This window comes from Paenarthrobacter sp. TA1.8 (assembly GCF_048595705.1).
GTDB classification, from domain to species: Bacteria; Actinomycetota; Actinomycetes; order Actinomycetales; family Micrococcaceae; genus Arthrobacter; species Arthrobacter nitroguajacolicus.
In genome coordinates this window covers 3,500,286-3,517,443 of the sequence record NZ_CP184287.1, presented here as the reverse complement: position 1 = coordinate 3,517,443, position 17,158 = coordinate 3,500,286, and the positions used below count along the sequence as shown (strand labels likewise).

The window sequence follows — 17,158 nt, the reverse complement described above, 5'->3', positions numbered from 1 at the left end:
ATCCATCAGCATGGCCCGGCTGGTCAGGCTGGAAACCGAAGCCGATTTCCACCACCTGTGTTGCGTCATATAGCGGATGCTCGCCGAAAGGAAACCTAAGTGCTCATTGCACAGCGCCCCACCCTGTCTGAAGAAGTTGTATCCGAGAACCGCTCCCGTTTCATCATTGAACCGCTGGAGCCGGGCTTCGGCTACACCCTCGGAAACTCCCTCCGCCGTACCCTGCTCTCCTCCATCCCCGGTGCCGCTGTAACCAGCATCCGGATCGATGGCGTGCTGCACGAGTTCACCACGGTTCCGGGTGTCAAGGAAGATGTCACCGAGATCATCCTGAACATCAAGAACCTTTCGGTTTCCTCCGAGCACGATGAGCCGGTTGTTGCTTACCTGCGCAAGCAGGGCCCCGGAGTCGTCACCGCCGCGGACATCGCTCCGCCGGCCGGCGTCGAATTCCACAACCCGGATCTGCACATTGCCACTCTGAACTCGAAGGGCAAGTTCGAACTCGAACTGACCATCGAGCGCGGCCGTGGCTACGTTTCGGCAGCTCAGAACAAGTCCGGCGACTCCGAGATCGGCCGTATTCCGGTTGACTCGATCTACTCGCCGGTCATGAAGGTAACTTTCCGCGTGGAAGCTACCCGTGTTGAGCAGCGCACCGACTTCGACAAGCTCATTGTCGACGTCGAGACCAAGCAGGCCATCGCCCCGCGCGATGCTGTCGCTTCCGCAGGCACCACCTTGGTGGAACTGTTCGGTCTGGCTCGTGAGCTGAACACCGCAGCTGAAGGTATCGAGATTGGCCCGTCGCCGACGGACGCTGCCCTGGCAGCGGACATGGCTCTGCCGATCGAGGATCTGGACCTCACCGTCCGTTCCTACAACTGCCTCAAGCGTGAGGGCATCCACACCGTGGGTGAACTCGTTGCCCGCTCCGAGGCTGACCTGATGGACATTCGTAACTTCGGTGCGAAGTCCATTGACGAGGTCAAGGCAAAGCTCGTGGAACTGGGTCTGTCCCTCAAAGACTCCCCTCCCGGTTTCGATCTCGCAGCCCGCGCCGCAGCCATCGAAGAGGACGACGCCGCGTTCAGCGACGACGAGCTCTAAACAGCAGATCTTGGCCGCCAGGTCCAGCGATGGACCTGACCGGCTTACATAACAGGAGAAATAACTATGCCTACCCCCACTAAGGGTCCGCGCCTCGGAGGCGGCCCGGCTCACGAGCGCCTGATGCTCGCGAACCTGGCAGCTGCTCTTTTTGAGCACAAGCGCATCACCACCACGGTCACCAAGGCCAAGCGCCTCAAGCCGTACGCAGAGCGTCTGGTCACCTTCGCCAAGCGTGGCGACCTCGCTTCCCGCCGCCGCGTTCTCGGCCTGATCAGCGACAAGGGCGTTGTCCACGAGCTGTTCACCGACATCGCCGGCGCCGTTGCTAACCGCGATGGTGGCTACACCCGCATCACCAAGATCGGCAACCGCAAGGGCGACAACGCTCCCATGGCTGTCATCGAGCTCGTTCTCGAGCCGGTTTCCCCGAAGCAGGCCGTTGTTGCTGAAGCAACCGCTGCCGCTGCCAAGGCTGCTCCGGCTGCCGAGGAAGAGGTCGTTGAGACCGAAACCGCAGAAACCGAAGCTGCTGAAACCGAAGAGGCTCCGGCCGCTGAGGCAGAAGCTGCTGAAGCTGAAGCTGCTGAGACCGAAGAGGCTCCGGCCGCTGAGGACAAGAAGTAATTCACTGAATTCTTCACAGTAGACTTAAGTCTATGAACGAACGAAAACCCGCTGCCCCCGTCATGGGGGGCGGCGGGTTTTTGCGTGTCCGGCTGGATCTTTCCTACGACGGCGGCCCTTTCAATGGGTGGGCCCTGCAGCCCGGTCTTCGCACCGTTCAAGGATCCGTGGAAGAGGCCTTGGCGCTTCTCCTGCAGCGCCCGATCCGCGTGACGGTTGCCGGCAGGACCGACGCCGGAGTCCACGCCCGGGGCCAAGTGGTTCACCTGGACCTGAGCGAAGCCGAGTGGCTGTCGCTGCCGCGGGGGCACGAACTTGATCCCGGCGCTGCGCTCTTGCGCCGCCTCCGTGGCGCCTTGAGCCGAATTCTCGGTGACCTGACGGGTGCTATTGAAGTGCACGACGCCGGTCTGGCGCCCGAGGGCTTCGACGCCCGCTTCTCAGCGTTGTGGCGGAGATACAGTTACCGCATAGCCGACGGTCCGGAAGGCTGGGACCCGGTTCTGCGCGGGATTACTTTGTGGCATAAGGCGCCGTTGGACGTTGCGCTCATGAACGAAGGGGCCAGTTCGTTGCTGGGCCTCCAGGATTTCCGTTCCTATTGCAAACCCCGCGAGGGAGCCACGACCATCCGCGAGCTGCAGCAGTTCTCGTTTGCGCGTGGAAGCGACGACGTTATTGTTGCCACGGTGCAGGCCGATGCGTTCTGCCACAACATGGTGCGGTCCCTGGTTGGTTCTGCGCTCCGCGTGGGGGAGGGATTGGAAACTCCTGGTTGGCTGCACTCGCGGCTCCTGGAACGGAAGCGCGATGCCAAGTCTGTTCTCGCTGCGCCGCATCCCTTGGTGCTGGAGGAAGTTGCTTACCCGTCCGACAGCGAGTTGCTGGCTCGCGCGGAGCTGACTCGGGCGCGCCGGGAGTAGCCCTTTCTGTCGATGAGCTATAGGGGTTGCCCGCCTTCACGACGCGGTCCATCCTCCGGGCGAGTTGGTTCTTGTACCCAGGGCAGCTGTGCTCCGGCGGGCAAAGCAGCTGCAGGTGCTGTCCGTGGTTGTTTGCGCATTGCTCGGGACAGGAAAACTGCCATGACGGCAAGTGCGAGCACGAGGCCTACCACTGTCACGATCATCCACAGCGGAATCTCAGGTCCGCTTGATGTGACTGCAGTCGGGTTCTCAATGGCAGCCGCAGGGGTAGCGGACTGCGATGCCGACTCAACCAATTTGACTCCGTTGGCGGTCAGGAAGTCACGGAGCGTTTGCGTGTCGGTGATGTAGTTGGCCTGCCCCGCCCCTTGGTATACGTAGGCGGAATTGATGCCAATAACCTGCCCCTCTTCATTCATCGAGGGCCCACCCGACATGCCGGGAGTGATGTCGGTATCGATTTCGGTACGGGGAACGCCTTGAGTTGAATAACTGCGTGAGCTGACCGCACCGGATCGATAGGACGGCTTTTGCCTTTCCACATCCGAGGTGGAGCCTACGAGATCAGGAAAGCCGATGGAGGTAACCTTCTCGCGGACCTTTGGCGCTTCCGAACCGATCGACAACGCAGGGGTGTCTTTCATATCCGCGATGCGCAGGAGGGCGTTGTCACCTTTCTCAAATCCCTGTTTTGCGATCAATTGCGCCGTGATGGCAGTCTTTCCGCTAAGGACTCCACCGTCGATGCCAGAGGGTTGGTCAATTTTGATTGAAGGATCGCCCAAGGTCATTGGCCAGTCAACGTCCGCAGCCTTGACTCCGGTCAGGCCCTGCTCTTCTATGATGTTGGAGTAGACGCTGACGCGAAGTCCGTCATCAGCTTCCACACAGTGGCCGGCAGTTGCCACATGCCCGGTGTCACTAACGAACCATCCCGTGCAATAGGCGTAGACGGTGGTCTTGAATGTTTCGGTGGTGCCGTCTTTGAACGGAACCTGGACGGAGGCGCTCCACGCACTGTCGACCCACACAATGGACTTGTCTATGGTGTCCGCATTGATGTCGGCTGCGGCAGGTGACGCGACCAGGAGTGGTGCAGCTACCAGTGCCGCCAACGCAGCCGGTACCGTCAGCTTCTTTTCCGGCTTCTTGACCGTCTCTGACCTTTTCATGATCATTCCTAGGCTTTGATGTGGGCAGACGTTGGGCGGATCCCAGGCTGTACATGGAGTGTAAAAGAGTGGCTCTCGTCTTGACACGAGTAGGGCGTACTCGACTTCCGGTAGGAGTGATACCTGAAACCTGCAGCAGGTACTCGTTTGCGCGGGAGTAGTTACTGGTGGTGGGCCTGTTGGAGGACCCCCTCCCGGCTCTGGGTACCGGAAGGGGGCCGTTGTGGCCGCCCGTGGTCTGGGATCCGCGAACGGCCGGTTTTTAGGGCAGCCCGAGCGCGGCTTTGACACCATTGGTGAGGTCGTTGAAGTATCCACCAACCGCCAACCCCAATAGCCTGGCTCCGGCGACGATCACTGCAGCCATGAAGCCTGCAAGGATCGAGTACTCCGTGGCTGTCGCACCGTCCTCGGCATTTAATCCAAGGACAATGCGACTCAGCCTTTTCGACATGATTGCTCGCTCTCCGCTACTAAGAGAAAGCCTTGATGATGCTCATCACTGCTGGGCCTAGCAGGATGATGAACAGCGTCGGGAAGATACAAAAGATCAAAGGGAACAGAATTTTGACGGGGATCTTCATGGCATGTTCCTCCGCCCTCTGCCGCCTCTTGGTACGCATCTCTTGCGCCTGTGCTTTGAGTACCTTTGCGATGGCAATCCCATAGGCATCAGCTTGGACAATAGCCCGGACGAAGCTACGGACGTCCGGTACATCGATGCGGGATGACATATCCAAATAGGCTTCCTTCCGGCTACGGCCCACTTGGATGTCTTGGAGAGTTCTGGTTAGTTCGTCTGCCAATGGTCCGGAACTGTTGGCCGCGGTCCTTGCCATGGATGCCTCGAATCCTAAGCCAGCCTGAACTGAAATCAGCATTTGATCAAGAGTGTTGGGAAGCTCCATTTGAATGGCGTTGCGGCGCTTATCGGCGTTCGAACGGATCAGGAGGTCCGGTACGAAATAGGAGAGGACCACGATAGCCAGACCAAGAAGGAACTTACCCGTGGAGGGATCGCCCAGATACAGGAGGACGCCCAGGCCAGCACCAGCCAAAGCGAGTAAGGGCTTAACAACCAAGACGCGTGGGAGCGGCCACTCTTTGGGCCGACCGGCTCCGGCAAGCTGCTTGTCAAGCCATGCCACGTAGCCGTCGGGTGTTACTCGTCGAGCGGTCAACGTGATCCATTGGGCCGACGTGGCAGGTTTGCCGGAAGCGGTGGCCGACCTTTGGGAGAGATTTGCACGGATGCTCCGGATCCCGGCGCGATCGCTGGTAACCGCGAGCCACACCATCCATGAGATGGGCGCAATGATGCAAAGCACTGCTGCATAACCGAACAAGTTCATGGACAGCTCCTAATACTGAGGTTTGATGAGACGGCTGAGCCATAGGGATCCCAGACCCAGCATCACCACAGACGCGGCAATCATCAGGTAGCCGGGCAGTGTTGACGTGAAGGTTTGGGCGTAAGTTGGATTAATCAGCATCAGTGCAAAGAACATCACCACTGGCAGAGCCAGCAGTACCAGTGCTGACATACGGCCTTCTGCACTAAGCGCCCTTACCTGCCGCCGTATCTGATTGCGGTCCCGGATTGTTTCCCCTACATGGTCCAACACCTCGGCGAGATCGCCGCCGACTTCACGGTGAATTTCAATGGCTTGGGCAATCCAGGCGAAATCCTCGCTCTGGGTTCTCTGGGCAACGTCGTTCAACGACCCGCCCAGATCCCGTCCGATACGATTTTCGTTCACGACCCTGCTGAGTTCTTCAGCCATAGGTGATTCGGACTCCCGCGCAGCGGCGTCCACTGCGCGCAAGAGACTGTGTCCCGCCCTCATCCCGCCGGTCAGGAGCTGCAGCATGTCGGGCACCTGTACTTCGAACTTTGATCTGCGTCGCGAGGTCAGGAGCCGAAGGGTTGCGAATAACCCGATTACGGCAAGGAGGCAGAAGAGCAAACCCATGACGGGACCGCCTAGCGAAAGGCCGAGCACTCCGGTAATGAGGACAACAACCCCGGAGATAACAACGTAGTCGGAAGCCTGTTTTTTGAGGCCGGCGGCGTCCAAGGTGGCCTGTGACAGCAGCCCGCCCGGATGAGTCCTAAGCCTTGACTCAATCATTCCCTTTGTGGAGTCGGTGAGTACAGCCAGAGCTGACTGGCTGGACTGCGTCTTCGGCTGTCTGCGCTCCAAGTCGATGGTCCGCCGTGATTTCAGGACAACCCCCACTAGCAGCATCAAGGAGAGGTAGACCAGTCCGAGTCCGATCACCATGACTATGGGTGAGTTCCAGATCACGCTCATCGTGGACCTCCGGGAATCAGAGAGCCGAAGATTGCAGGAGAAATGGGGATACCAAGGTCTGCAAACCGTTCGGTAAATCGCGGTCTGACACCGGTTGGAATTGTTCTACCCAAGAAGCGTCCATTCGCATCCAGGCCAGCCGAATAATCGAAGACGAAGGCGTCCTGTAGGGTAACAATGTCTCCTTCCATGCCCTGCACTTCCGTGATGTGGGTTATGCGTCGAGTACCGTCCCTTAAGCGGCTGATATGAACTATGAGGTTCACAGCGGACGCTATCTGCTCGCGGACTGCACGGAGTGGCAAGTCCATGCCGGACATCAACACCAGTGTCTCGAGCCTCGCGACGGCGTCGCGCGGAGAATTCGCATGAACCGTTGAGATAGAGCCATCATGCCCTGTGTTCATGGCCTGCAGCATGTCCAAGGACTCGCCACCGCGAACTTCTCCGACCACGATGCGGTCTGGTCGCATGCGAAGCGAGTTGCGCACTAGATCACGGATGGTCACCTCGCCTTCGCCCTCAATATTGGGCGGCCTGCTCTCAAGCCGGACCACGTGCTCTTGCTGGAGTTGAAGTTCCACCGCATCCTCGATGGTGACGATGCGGTCCTCAGCCGGAATGAAGGAAGACAGAACATTCAAGAGCGTGGTCTTCCCTGTACCTGTACCGCCAGAGACGATGATGTTCATGCGTGCCAGCACGCAAGCATTAAGGAGCTCAGCCATTTCCAGTGACATGCTGCCGAACTCGATGAGCTTCGCGACAGTCAAGGCCTCCCGTCCGAACTTACGGATCGTCAAAGAGGGCCCATTGACCGCCAACGGCGGGATAATTGCGTTGACGCGGGAACCATCGGCCAAACGAGCGTCCACAAGTGGCGACGATTCGTCAATGCGCCGTCCCACTCGGGAAACAATGCGCTCGATGACTCTTCGAAGGGCTTCATCCGAAGTGAAGCGGGCTTCCGTCTTGTAAAGCCGTCCGCCACGTTCCACATAGATGCTGTCATAGCGATTAACCATGACTTCTGTGACGGCAGGGTCATTCAAGAATCGTTGGATAGCCCCATGTCCCATGACGTCATCCAGAATTTCTGATGTCAGACGCTGCCTTTCAGAAGAACTCAGAGGAACTTGTTCCTCGTCAACGACGAGTCGGAGTTCGTCTCGGACGTATTGGTTAAGCTCTGTCTCGTTGAGGGTGGAGTCGGTCAGTCTCGAGCCCAAACGCTCATAGAGTGCGGCAACTGCTCGCTCCTTAAGACCTGTGAGCGCCCCACTCGCCAAAATCGTGGAAGGTACCGCGTCTTCTTGGAGGGAGCTATTGGCTGCCTCGGCTGTGCGGACTTCCTGGATATGACCAAGCGTTGCGGCTACCTCCGGAGCGGCGGGTGAGCTTTGTGGTTGGTTCGGCCCGGTTCCGGAGTTGCCTGGGTTGCGGTGGTTTTCGAGTCTGCGGGAGAGGCTCATCTGACAACCGCCCTTCTGTGAACCTGCTTGCGTGATCTCTCATCCCAGTTCGGTTTGAACCGGTTGACGAGTAGGCGCAGGCCCTTGATTGCCGCATCCCGGGAACCATCCTGTAGTAGCGGCACACCCTTGTTGGTCGAGTACGGCAGCGTGCGTGAACGGGGGATAACTATGTCAACCGGCACGCCGATCGTGGACTCAACATCCTTGAGTGCCAGGCCGCTCTTATGGTCAGCCATGTTGAGAATGACGTGGCGATGCTGGGGGAGAAGTTGCAGCTCGTCGAGGACCTGCAGACCGGTCCTTAATCCGCGAATGCTCGGAATATCCATCCCGCAAACCCATACCGCGTCTGTAGCACATTCCAAAGCCGCTAAGACGTGTTCACCAAGGCCGGGGGCCGTATCGATCACCACATACTGGAACTCGTGACGCAATTGTTCCAGAAGGCGAGTTACGTGGCCTGCGTTGATTTTGTCCATCTCGACGGGATTGCGGGGGGCACATAGAGCATAGATGCTTGCTGGGTGGACACTTAGGTACGTTTTCAGAACCATTGCGTCCTGGCTTGCTGGCCCCAAAACGGCGTCAGTGATGGTTCTCTCCGGATCCAAAAGCAATCCACTGCCGACATCGCCGAATTGCAAATCAAGATCGACGATCACAACGCCCATCGGAGCAACCAGGCCAAGTCCAACTGCCAGGTTGGTCGCCACAGTCGTCTTGCCGACGCCACCCTTCGGGGACATTACAGCGATAATGCGGCCGCCGGATCCGTGACCGGCACCCTCTGCGGAGCTCGGGGCAAGTCCGCGCCGCCTTCCAGCTGCCGCCAAGCTTGCCCTCTCCACCATCACCCGGATGTCATCGACGTCTGCGCTGGGCGAGAGGATGTCGCGGACGCCTGACCGCATGGCGCCCAACACCAGTTCAGCGGTTTGCGTAGCTGCGAGGACAACACTGATTTCGGGGAACTGTAAGTCCATCAGGGACGCGAGTTTCAGGGACTCGCCGAGGTTCAATCCGGGTCCCAGGATGAAGACTTCGGGTGGCTCCCCCAAGAGCTGGTCGAGGATGTCCCGGGGCCCTTCCGGAAGATAGTCTGCTTTGAACCACTGAAGGCTTCCACTCATGCCTGCCGTGGCTGTGCGTACCAGCTTTTCAAAGTCGTGATCTGCTGTGATCAATACGAACCGGCTCATTTGAACAACCTCCCCCGGTCCAGGACGCCTGAAGTGCCTTCAGATGCTTCGGAAGGCTCCTTCGACAGATAGATGGTGCCGAATTCGGCGGCATAGACGATTTTCTCGACGTCGACGTCCGGACGGGCCAAGGTCACAAGATACCCTCCGTTTTGCCCGGAGTTCTTGTTTGCATTAAGGGGCCCGCCGCTGTTCTCACTCTCGGAACTGCTACCGTCAGAGACCGTTCCCATGGCATCCTGTACAGCTGTGACAAGGACCTTGTGGAACGTTAACTGGGTCTGGTCAGGACTGTTGGACTTTTCGTGCTCTTTGACCGACAGCATGACACCGACGGTGTCGCCGGCGATCAATTTGCCCCCGACGACGCGTTCAATGGGCAGTTTTAGAGTGATTTCCTGAAGTCCGGTGGGTACTTCTACGCGGCCTCGGCCGACCAGAGCGTCGCGATCGACCAATCGTGAGGCAAGCAATTGTTCACCGGGGATAAATTCGATGGACGAGACTTTGGATCCAAGACCCGCCAAGCTGCTGACGCTGTCGCTGGCAACGGCTGACTTGGGGACAGACTTTTTTATCACTGAGTCCCCAAACTCTGCGGCAGAAGTGCCGGCAGGGATCTCTTTCTGAACAACGTAGACGTCTTCGGTCTCTGTGTTGGCCAGAGCGCGCTTGTCGGCGCCCTGGACGTAGAACACAAGCATCACTGTCCCAATGATGGCTACGACAAGCGCAGCGATGCCTCCCAGTAGGCGAGCTTTCATTACTTTCCCTTTCGAAATGCAGTCTTGGATTCAGGCCGCTATTTGATGAGTTTCACGACGACGGTGCCGAGATTCACACCAGACCCGGTCCCACCGCCTTCGAAATCGTCGATGGACACATACTTGACGAATTTCCCGATGATGCAGCGATCAGGTCCCCCAGAGCACGCGAGCTTGGAGTTTCCTAGAGCTGCTGTGGTGTTGCGGTATTCATAGACGCCGTTTTGGCCGAATTTCCAGCCTTCGATGCTGAATGTTGCATAGCCGATGAGGTGGAACGAGCCGTTATTTCCTGAGCCGGTGGCCGTGTCGAAAACCGGGAATGGCACTTCCAGGTCTTCACCGCTGGCAAGAGTGCTGATCCAGCCCTGCAGAACAGAAGCACATTGAGTCGGCTTATTATTGCCGGGATCCGAGCCGGCAACGTTCCCAATCGATGTGACCGCTTCGCAGTCGCCATCTGGATCGTCCAGCCACCCCCAGCCCCCAGGAATTGTGTGCCCCGACGGGTTAGTGCAAGTGATGCCGGGCTTCCACGAGATCTTCTGCAGAGTTCCAGTAGGACTTGTTCCGGTCAGATCCCAGCACTTATTTGAAAAAGCGAGAGGAAACCCTCCACCTGCTACGGGGGGTACTAATGCTGCGGTGGCAGTGGCTCCCACTGTGGCAGGGCCTGTATTCAAAGCGCTGGCGAACATCTTTGTGAGGAAGCCTGCGTTGCTGGTGCCGTCAATGGTTGACGTGCTGACGGTGACCTTGTTAGCGACACTGAGATCGACGAATCGGAGGTTGGAGATGCCATCCCGCGCATTATCGTCGGCCAGTGCCTTTGCTGCATCATTCGCACTGCTTTGACTGCAGCCTGCACTTGACGCGCACAACTGGGCCGCAGCCAAGGCACCCGCATCCGCGCCGTTCTGGAGCTCTGCACGTTCGGCGTAGATCTGTCCTACGTCAACGGCCATGGCGCCGGCACCAATAAGTACTAGCACCATTACCGCAACCAGCACGCCGGAGGCACCACGTTGGTTGTCTTGACCCTTGAATCTGCGCTCTAGCCACCACATCGCATGGCCCCCTGTCCTGACACGGCAAGTGAGGGAGTGAAGAGTCCCGTGAGCGATGGCGAGCTGAAGGAGACTGTTGCCTGCACTGTGTTCCCGGGGCTGCACGCCCCTGAAAAACTCACGTTTCCGGGAGCTAGATTGATGCTCGGAGCACCTGCCACCGCAGCGGCCTGGGCCTGTCCTGTATCGTTCGTGACAGCCATGGTCCTGGCTGCCTCGCGGGCTGCCTGGGTAACCGAGATCTGGAGATTGAAAAAGAAGGAAAATTCGACAATGGCCACAAGGACAAGCAGGAGGAGAGGTGCTACTAATGCAAACTCCACTGCAACGGCTCCGCGGTCTCGCTCGGGCCTGATTTTGCTCCGCCTCACGGTACCCTCCCAGGGGTTTGGGCAGTTGGATAAAACGACAGTGCCGCGTCCGCGTTGCGCGGACGCGGCACTGAGTGTTGTGGCTAGGGGACTACCAGCCGTTGACGGTGCCAGCCAAACCGGTGAAGAAGTTGTTCAGAGCCGTGCCGAAGAGGCCGACGCCTGCAACGATGATGAGGGCAATAAGGCCAACAAGCAGCGAGTACTCCGTCGCCGTCGCACCCTTCTCCTCGGAGGTGAAGCGGTCTTTGACGCCGGCGATGAACGAAATGACGGAAACCATGAGAGATGACATTGGAAAATCCTTCCCAGAATAAAATTGGCGAATGATGAATGACGAACTCCAAATTGAAATTCGTCCGACTTTCGAACTGCCCCATGTAGCCTTAAGCGGTTCGGAATTCGATGAGATAAGAATTCACCAGGGCAGGCAGAAGCCACAATGCGTAGTCGTACTCGATTTCATAGGCCACTCATTACTTGGTGGCGCACTGCGGAGGCAGTGAGTACTCAGTTTCGAAGCCATAACAGGCGGAAACTACTTGGTTTGCGAAGCAGTCTTATTAATTGCGGTGCACAGTGGGGCCTGAGTAAGGGCGTACTTACCCTTGGTTAGTTCATGAGCAGGGCCACGCCCAGGGCAGCAACTACCATTGCAGGGCCGTGGGCCGTCTCCACGGGTTTTTCGGCTGATCGCAGGCGCAACATCAGGACCGTGAGCACCCCGCCCACCACGAATCCCAGAAGCCCCCCGAAGAGTACTTGGCCCCAACCCAAGTACCCCAAGTACAGCCCCAGGGGCGCTGCAAGCTTCACATCGCCCATTCCGAGGCTTCCCGGCGAAATAAGTCCCAGAATTAAGTAGCCGGCGAACAGGATCGCTCCTCCGGCGAGAGCTCGAATCAAGTCCGCCCATCCTGGCGTGAGGGCGGCGGAGGTAAGGAGCAGAACCAAACCGCCCCCAAGCAAAAATAAAACCAGGGCGTTGGGCAGCAAGTGGAGGGTAAAATCAATCCGCGAAAGCTGCACCCCTAGGAGTGCCAACAAAAGAAATGCCGGCAACTCGGGAGAAAACCCAAAACGCCACGCAAGTAAGCCAAAAAGCAGCGCGGTGACCGCCGCCGTCGTGATCCGGACCTTGAGGGCAGGCGCGCCGCCGAGTCGCGGCAGCGTGCGGGCGATCACTAGCTCGGCAGTAGGGCTGAGCAGCAACCCGAGGAGCGCAATGATGAGCGGGACGCCGGGGCCATCGGTCATGTTTCTCCCTTAGTAAAGGTGCGCTACCCCTAGGGGCGGTTACCCCATTTTGACCCGGACGCCCTAGTGACGGTATTGTTTAGAGTCGTTGTGCGTGTCCTATCTCGATGACACATGCCTTCCGGGGGATCCAGTTGCAGGATCGCTAACTCCTAAGGCATTTCGAGATCTTGGGATAACTGGTACATAGAGCCCTCACCTCTGCTCCGGTAGCGCATACATAGATAGGTGCACGCCTTATTGCGTGCCGCCTAATACATGAACGCCAGAACAAGAACGAGGCAAAACCGTGCGTACGTACACCCCGAAGCCCGGCGATATCAACCGCCAGTGGCACGTCATTGACGCCACCGACGTTGTCCTTGGTCGTCTTGCCAGCCAGACCGCAACACTGCTGCGCGGAAAGCACAAGCCGACCTTTGCGTCCCACATGGACATGGGCGACTTCGTCATCATCATCAACGCTGAAAAGGTTGCCCTCACCGGCGCCAAGCTGGAGCAGAAGCGCGCATACCGCCACTCCGGTTACCCGGGCGGCCTGACCTCCGTCAACTACGCCGAGCTGTTGGAATCCAACCCGGTTCGCGCTGTTGAGAAGGCCATCAAGGGCATGCTCCCCAAGAACTCCCTCGCTGCACAGCAGTTGGGCAAGCTCAAGGTCTACCGTGGCGCTGAGCACCCCCACGCTGCACAGCAGCCGAAGACTTTCGAAATCACCCAGGTCGCCCAGTAGTCCTGGCCACCAACCAACTTTTCATTACAAGGAGAACCGTGGCTCAGAACGAAGAACTGACCGCCGAAGCCGTCGAGGCTGAGGAAACCCTCACCAGCTACACCTCTGAAAGCACATCTGGTGAAGATGCGCCCAAGAAGGAGCGCCCGGCACTGACCGTTGCCGGTGCAGCTGTTGGCCGCCGCAAGGAAGCCGTTGCACGCGTTCGCGTTGTTCCGGGTTCCGGCAAGTGGACCATCAACGGCCGCACGCTGGACAACTACTTCCCGAACAAGCTGCACCAGCAGGACGTCAACGAGCCCTTCAAGATCCTTGATCTCGAAGGTGCCTACGACGTCATCGCCCGTATCCACGGCGGTGGCATCTCCGGCCAGGCCGGTGCGCTGCGTCTCGGTGTTGCTCGCTCGCTGAACGAGATCGACGTCGACAACAACCGCGCAACCCTCAAGAAGGCCGGTTACTTGAGCCGTGACGCCCGCGTCATCGAGCGCAAGAAGGCTGGTCTCAAGAAGGCACGTAAGGCTCAGCAGTACTCCAAGCGCTAATCCGCTTCACCCCGTTCGGGGTATCGAAAGCCCGTTCCGCCGTTTCGGCGGGGCGGGCTTTCGTCGTTTCAGAACCCGGACAGGGGAGTCAAGAGGAGCGCCGCTTGTGACCCTCCGGCGGCCCCTTGAACCAGTGCTGTCCCGGCGTCGTCTAAACTTGACCCGATGTCTAGATTATTTGGAACAGATGGCGTCCGCGGTCTCGCGAACGGATTGCTCACCGCCGAACTGGCTATGCAGCTCGCGCAGGCAGCCGCCGTCGTACTCGGCCATGACCGCACAAGCGATGGGAGACGGCCGCGCGCCGTCGTCGCCAGGGACCCCCGGGCCAGCGGAGAATTCCTTGCCGCTGCCGTTGAAGCCGGGCTTTCAAGCTCTGGCATCGACGTGTACGACGCCGGTGTGCTCCCCACGCCCGCAGCGGCTTACTTGGTGGCAGATCTCGACGCCGACTTCGGCGTCATGCTCTCGGCCTCCCACAACCCGGCTCCGGACAACGGTATTAAGTTCTTCGCCCGGGGCGGTCAAAAGCTTCCGGACGATGTTGAGGACGCCATCGAGGCGCAGCTGGGCAAAGAGCCCCAGCGGCCGGTAGGCGCCGACGTCGGACGCATCCAGCGGTTCTCAGACGCCGAGGACAGGTACATCGTGCACCTGCTGGGCACGCTCCCCAAGCGTTTGGAAGGCCTGAAGGTGGTCCTGGACTGCGCCCACGGCGCAGCTAGTGGCTGTTCGCCCCAGGTGTTTAAGGACGCCGGGGCTGACGTCGTGGTGATCGGCGCAGAGCCGGACGGCCTGAACATCAACGACGGCGTGGGTTCCACTCACCTGGGCCCGCTGAAGGAAGCGGTGGTCAAGCACGGCGCGGACCTTGGGGTAGCGCACGACGGCGACGCCGACCGCTGCCTGGCCGTTGACCATGAAGGCAATGAAGTGGACGGCGACCAGATCATGGCGATCCTGGCGCTGGCACTCAAGGAAGCCGGAAAGCTCAAGGACAACATCCTTGTAGCCACGGTCATGAGCAACCTTGGCCTCAAGATCGCCCTTCGCGATGCCGGTATTACCATTCGCGAGACCGGAGTTGGTGACCGCTATGTTCTGGAGGAAATGCGCGACGGCGGGTACAACCTTGGTGGCGAACAGTCCGGCCACGTGATCTTCTCGGACTTCGCCACCACGGGTGATGGTGTTCTGACTGGTCTCCAGCTTGCCGCGCAGGTTGCGCTGACGGGCCGCAGCCTCAAAGACCTGTCCAGCGCCATGACCAAGCTTCCGCAGCTCATGATCAACGTCAAGGACGTGGACAAGGCCCGTGCCGCCACGGACGAGGGCGTTGCCCAGGCCGTTGCAGCAGCTGAGCTTGAACTGGGTGAAACCGGCCGTGTGCTGCTCCGCCCCTCAGGCACCGAGGCGTTGGTCCGAGTCATGGTGGAAGCCGCTGACATGGAAACAGCAGAGCGCATCTGCAAGGGTCTTGCTGCCGTGGTCAAGGACCGTTTGGGCGCCCCCAGCGAAATGGCAGTCTAGGAAAGCACACTTTTTGGCCCGCTCCCTTGCTTGAATTGAAGCAGGGGAGCGGGCCTCAGTGTTTAAGGACTAGAGCCTAAGCATCATGTACTAGAGGTACTCCGGCGCTGCTTCGAGCCCAAAATACTCTTCCACGGTCGCAATGCCGCTCGTGACCATGTCCGTGGCTGCTTCCACGCCGATGTAACGCAGGTGCCAGGACTCGTAAAAGTACCCGGTGGTGTCGTGGAACATCCACGGATAGCGGACCACAAAGCCGAACTTGTGGGCATTGGCTTTCGCCCACACAGCGGCAGGTTGTTCGGCAAAGCACGGTTGGAAGCTGCAGGCACCCGCGCCGTCGCCAATGTCGAAAGACCAACCAGTCTGGTGCTCGGAGTGCCCTGGGCGGGCGGACGCGCGGTCCGCTGCAGCCTGACCGGTGCTGGCTACGTACCCGTTGTACGTGGTCACTTGGGTGGAATAAGAACGGTAACCAGAGGCCAATGTCATGATGACGCCCTCTGCGGCTGCGGCGTCGAACATCTTTTCCGCGGCGGCCGCCGTCGTGCTGTTAAGCAGAGCCGCTTCGCCGCTGACGGCGAGCCGTACGCCCGGCTGCACCAAATCTGTCGGAACGAAATCCTGGGGAGCCAATGGCCGGTGCTTGTTGACTACAACCCAGGGGCTCGCCGGATCCGTCAGCGAGTGCTGAGGGGCTACGGAATGCGAGGGAGCGGTGCTGGCAGGTATGTCGCTGGAGGGTGCAGGCTCAACGGGTGCAGGCTCGGTGGTAGCGGCGCTGGGCGTAGCCACGGAGGATGTTGCAGAGGCCGAGGGGACGTCGCTGGCGGCGTTGGCTGCGACAGGGGAGGGAGTGGTGCTGTCCGGCGTGCAGGCGGCCAGGGCTGCCATTCCGGCACCAGCGGTCAGGAGGCTCGCGAAAACCCGCCGGCTGGGCAGTGGTTGAGGATTGTTCTGCAAGCTAGACCTTCCTCAGCAGCATGCGGCGGATGGAGTGGTCTGCGTCCTTGGTAAGGACCAGCTGTGCGCGTCCGCGGGTAGGCAGCACGTTCTCCTCAAGGTTTGGCTCGTTAATGCGTTTCCAAATGCCGCGTGCGGTGGATTCGGCGTCGTCGTCGGACAACGTGGCGTAGCGGTGGAAGTAGGACTCGGGCTGGGCGAAGGCTGTGGTCCGCAGCTTCCGGAAGCGGTCTACGTACCACTCCTCAATATAGGAAGTTTTGGCGTCGACATAGATGGAGAAATCAAAGAAGTCGCTGACGGCCAGTCCTTGTTTGCCGTCCATGCGGGGACGGGCGGGGGCCAGGACGTTGAGGCCTTCAACGATCAGGACGTCGGGTCGCCGCACCACGACTTCCTTGCCCGGCACGATGTCGTAAGTGACGTGGGAGTACCAAGGGGCGCGGACTTCCTCGGCACCGCCTTTGACTTCCGAGACGAAGCGAAGAAGGCCGCGGCGGTCGTAGGACTCCGGAAAACCCTTGCGCTCCAGCAGATGCCGACGCTTCAGCTCGGCCAAGGGGTAGAGAAAGCCATCTGTGGTGATGAGTTCCACGTTGGGAGTTCCGGGCCAGCGCCTGAGCATTTCCCGGAGCACGCGGGCGATGGTGGACTTACCAACAGCAACTGAACCGGCCACGCCGATCACGAACGGCGTCCGCTGGGTTTGCTCGCCCAGGAAGGTGGTGGTGGCTGCGTGCAGCTGGTGGGACGCCTCGACGTACAGGTGCAGGAGGCGTGACAGCGGGAGGTAAACCTCCCGGACTTCCTTCATATCCAAGGGATCGCCGAGGCCGCGGAGACGGAAAATGTCCTCTTCGTTGAGGGGCTGCTCCATCTGCGCTGCAAGCCTGGACCACGTTTGACGGTCCAGCTCTACAAACGGGGAAGCGCCGTCGCCATTAGCTTCGGTGCGTTGCAAAGTCACGCTCATGATTCTGCCCTCCGCGGGGCGGATCAGGAAATGCGCGACGACGGGCAGGTGAATTGTGAGTGGTGGATCCCGCGCGGAGAGGGGGCGGAGGGAGGATGTCCCACATCAGTTGTTTGACCTAGCCGCTAGGC

19 protein-coding genes are annotated in these 17,158 nt (G+C 59.5%); 6 read left to right on the top strand and 13 right to left on the bottom strand.

All coding sequences use genetic code 11. From position 1 onward, the window contains the following. Positions 1-99: 99 nt before the first annotated feature. From ACNAOT_RS16355 to truA, 3 genes are all read left to right on the top strand, one after another. The gene (locus ACNAOT_RS16355) at positions 100-1,110 is read left to right on the top strand and encodes a DNA-directed RNA polymerase subunit alpha (protein WP_011775567.1); all 1,011 of its coding nucleotides are present in this window, start codon (positions 100-102) and stop codon (positions 1,108-1,110) included. Between the two features lie 66 nt (positions 1,111-1,176). Further along, the gene (rplQ, locus tag ACNAOT_RS16350) at positions 1,177-1,737 is read left to right on the top strand and encodes a 50S ribosomal protein L17 (RefSeq protein WP_091468982.1); all 561 of its coding nucleotides are present in this window, start codon (positions 1,177-1,179) and stop codon (positions 1,735-1,737) included. Positions 1,738-1,769: 32 nt separating this feature from the next. Then, on the top strand, positions 1,770-2,660 hold the full coding sequence (gene truA / locus ACNAOT_RS16345) for a tRNA pseudouridine(38-40) synthase TruA (RefSeq protein ID WP_420178610.1): 891 nt from the start codon (positions 1,770-1,772) through the stop codon (positions 2,658-2,660). 17 nt (positions 2,661-2,677) lie between these two features. Here truA and ACNAOT_RS16340 read toward each other — a convergent pair whose 3' ends face one another. The 11 genes from ACNAOT_RS16340 to ACNAOT_RS16290 all read right to left on the bottom strand — a co-directional run bounded on the left by ACNAOT_RS16340 (position 2,678) and on the right by ACNAOT_RS16290 (position 12,283). Then, complete coding sequence (locus ACNAOT_RS16340; RefSeq protein ID WP_420178609.1) at positions 2,678-3,835, bottom strand: S1 family peptidase; 1,158 nt, start codon at positions 3,833-3,835, stop codon at positions 2,678-2,680. A gap of 262 nt (positions 3,836-4,097) precedes the next feature. Beyond that, positions 4,098-4,289, bottom strand: a complete 192-nt coding sequence (locus ACNAOT_RS16335) for a Flp family type IVb pilin (protein ID WP_420178608.1) — start codon at positions 4,287-4,289, stop codon at positions 4,098-4,100. Between the two features lie 19 nt (positions 4,290-4,308). Further along, on the bottom strand, positions 4,309-5,187 hold the full coding sequence (locus tag ACNAOT_RS16330) for a type II secretion system F family protein (RefSeq protein ID WP_420178607.1): 879 nt from the start codon (positions 5,185-5,187) through the stop codon (positions 4,309-4,311). A gap of 9 nt (positions 5,188-5,196) precedes the next feature. After that, entirely contained in the window at positions 5,197-6,150 is a 954-nt protein-coding gene (locus ACNAOT_RS16325; protein WP_420178606.1) for a type II secretion system F family protein, read from the bottom strand. Then, a complete protein-coding gene (locus tag ACNAOT_RS16320; RefSeq protein WP_420178605.1) occupies positions 6,147-7,622 on the bottom strand; it encodes a CpaF family protein in 1,476 nt (491 codons plus the stop codon). Before ACNAOT_RS16320 ends, ACNAOT_RS16325 begins: the two co-directional genes overlap by 4 nt. Continuing rightward, entirely contained in the window at positions 7,619-8,824 is a 1,206-nt protein-coding gene (locus ACNAOT_RS16315) for an AAA family ATPase (RefSeq protein WP_420178604.1), read from the bottom strand. The genes ACNAOT_RS16320 and ACNAOT_RS16315 overlap by 4 nt, the downstream gene beginning before the upstream one ends. After that, the gene (cpaB, locus tag ACNAOT_RS16310) at positions 8,821-9,588 is read right to left on the bottom strand and encodes a Flp pilus assembly protein CpaB (protein ID WP_420178603.1); all 768 of its coding nucleotides are present in this window, start codon (positions 9,586-9,588) and stop codon (positions 8,821-8,823) included. Before cpaB ends, ACNAOT_RS16315 begins: the two co-directional genes overlap by 4 nt. Positions 9,589-9,626: 38 nt before the next feature. After that, the gene (locus ACNAOT_RS16305; protein ID WP_420178602.1) at positions 9,627-10,553 is read right to left on the bottom strand and encodes a pilus assembly protein TadG-related protein; all 927 of its coding nucleotides are present in this window, start codon (positions 10,551-10,553) and stop codon (positions 9,627-9,629) included. Between the two features lie 89 nt (positions 10,554-10,642). After that, positions 10,643-10,936, bottom strand: a complete 294-nt coding sequence (locus ACNAOT_RS16300) for a TadE family protein (RefSeq protein ID WP_420181183.1) — start codon at positions 10,934-10,936, stop codon at positions 10,643-10,645. A 181-nt stretch (positions 10,937-11,117) separates the two neighbouring features. Continuing rightward, positions 11,118-11,321, bottom strand: a complete 204-nt coding sequence (locus tag ACNAOT_RS16295; protein WP_420178601.1) for a Flp family type IVb pilin — start codon at positions 11,319-11,321, stop codon at positions 11,118-11,120. A gap of 317 nt (positions 11,322-11,638) precedes the next feature. Then, on the bottom strand, positions 11,639-12,283 hold the full coding sequence (locus tag ACNAOT_RS16290) for a prepilin peptidase (RefSeq protein ID WP_420178600.1): 645 nt from the start codon (positions 12,281-12,283) through the stop codon (positions 11,639-11,641). A gap of 289 nt (positions 12,284-12,572) precedes the next feature. Here ACNAOT_RS16290 and rplM point away from each other — a divergent pair, with 289 nt between their 5' ends. The 3 genes from rplM (at position 12,573) to glmM (ending at position 15,091) form a co-directional block, all read left to right on the top strand. Then, entirely contained in the window at positions 12,573-13,016 is a 444-nt protein-coding gene (rplM, locus tag ACNAOT_RS16285) for a 50S ribosomal protein L13 (RefSeq protein ID WP_024817563.1), read from the top strand. Between the two features lie 38 nt (positions 13,017-13,054). Beyond that, a complete protein-coding gene (rpsI, locus tag ACNAOT_RS16280) occupies positions 13,055-13,561 on the top strand; it encodes a 30S ribosomal protein S9 (protein ID WP_017200290.1) in 507 nt (168 codons plus the stop codon). Between the two features lie 165 nt (positions 13,562-13,726). Continuing rightward, positions 13,727-15,091: a phosphoglucosamine mutase gene (gene glmM, locus ACNAOT_RS16275; RefSeq protein ID WP_420178599.1), complete on the top strand. Its 1,365-nt coding sequence runs from the start codon at positions 13,727-13,729 to the stop codon at positions 15,089-15,091. A 90-nt stretch (positions 15,092-15,181) separates the two neighbouring features. On the opposite strand, the gene ACNAOT_RS16270 is transcribed toward glmM, so the two are convergent. Then, a complete protein-coding gene (locus ACNAOT_RS16270; protein ID WP_420178598.1) occupies positions 15,182-16,054 on the bottom strand; it encodes a D-alanyl-D-alanine carboxypeptidase family protein in 873 nt (290 codons plus the stop codon). A 1-nt stretch (position 16,055) separates the two neighbouring features. Continuing rightward, entirely contained in the window at positions 16,056-17,027 is a 972-nt protein-coding gene (coaA, locus tag ACNAOT_RS16265) for a type I pantothenate kinase (RefSeq protein ID WP_011775550.1), read from the bottom strand. Between the last annotated feature and the right edge of the window lie 131 nt (positions 17,028-17,158).

Excerpts from the sequence above, each read along its gene's own strand:
- rplQ (WP_091468982.1), top strand. The coding sequence starts at position 1,177 with ATGCCTACCCCCACTAAGGGTCCGCGCCTCGGAGGCGGCCCGGCTCAC.
- truA (WP_420178610.1), top strand. The coding sequence starts at position 1,770 with ATGAACGAACGAAAACCCGCTGCCCCCGTCATGGGGGGCGGCGGGTTT.
- coaA (WP_011775550.1), bottom strand. The coding sequence starts at position 17,027 with ATGAGCGTGACTTTGCAACGCACCGAAGCTAATGGCGACGGCGCTTCC.
- ACNAOT_RS16315 (WP_420178604.1), bottom strand. The coding sequence starts at position 8,824 with ATGAGCCGGTTCGTATTGATCACAGCAGATCACGACTTTGAAAAGCTG.
- glmM (WP_420178599.1), top strand. The coding sequence starts at position 13,727 with ATGTCTAGATTATTTGGAACAGATGGCGTCCGCGGTCTCGCGAACGGA.
- ACNAOT_RS16295 (WP_420178601.1), bottom strand. The coding sequence starts at position 11,321 with ATGTCATCTCTCATGGTTTCCGTCATTTCGTTCATCGCCGGCGTCAAA.
- ACNAOT_RS16335 (WP_420178608.1), bottom strand. The coding sequence starts at position 4,289 with ATGTCGAAAAGGCTGAGTCGCATTGTCCTTGGATTAAATGCCGAGGAC.
- ACNAOT_RS16320 (WP_420178605.1), bottom strand. The coding sequence starts at position 7,622 with ATGAGCCTCTCCCGCAGACTCGAAAACCACCGCAACCCAGGCAACTCC.
- ACNAOT_RS16325 (WP_420178606.1), bottom strand. The coding sequence starts at position 6,150 with ATGAGCGTGATCTGGAACTCACCCATAGTCATGGTGATCGGACTCGGA.
- cpaB (WP_420178603.1), bottom strand. The coding sequence starts at position 9,588 with ATGAAAGCTCGCCTACTGGGAGGCATCGCTGCGCTTGTCGTAGCCATC.
- ACNAOT_RS16330 (WP_420178607.1), bottom strand. The coding sequence starts at position 5,187 with ATGAACTTGTTCGGTTATGCAGCAGTGCTTTGCATCATTGCGCCCATC.
- ACNAOT_RS16305 (WP_420178602.1), bottom strand. The coding sequence starts at position 10,553 with ATGGCCGTTGACGTAGGACAGATCTACGCCGAACGTGCAGAGCTCCAG.
- ACNAOT_RS16290 (WP_420178600.1), bottom strand. The coding sequence starts at position 12,283 with ATGACCGATGGCCCCGGCGTCCCGCTCATCATTGCGCTCCTCGGGTTG.
- ACNAOT_RS16340 (WP_420178609.1), bottom strand. The coding sequence starts at position 3,835 with ATGAAAAGGTCAGAGACGGTCAAGAAGCCGGAAAAGAAGCTGACGGTA.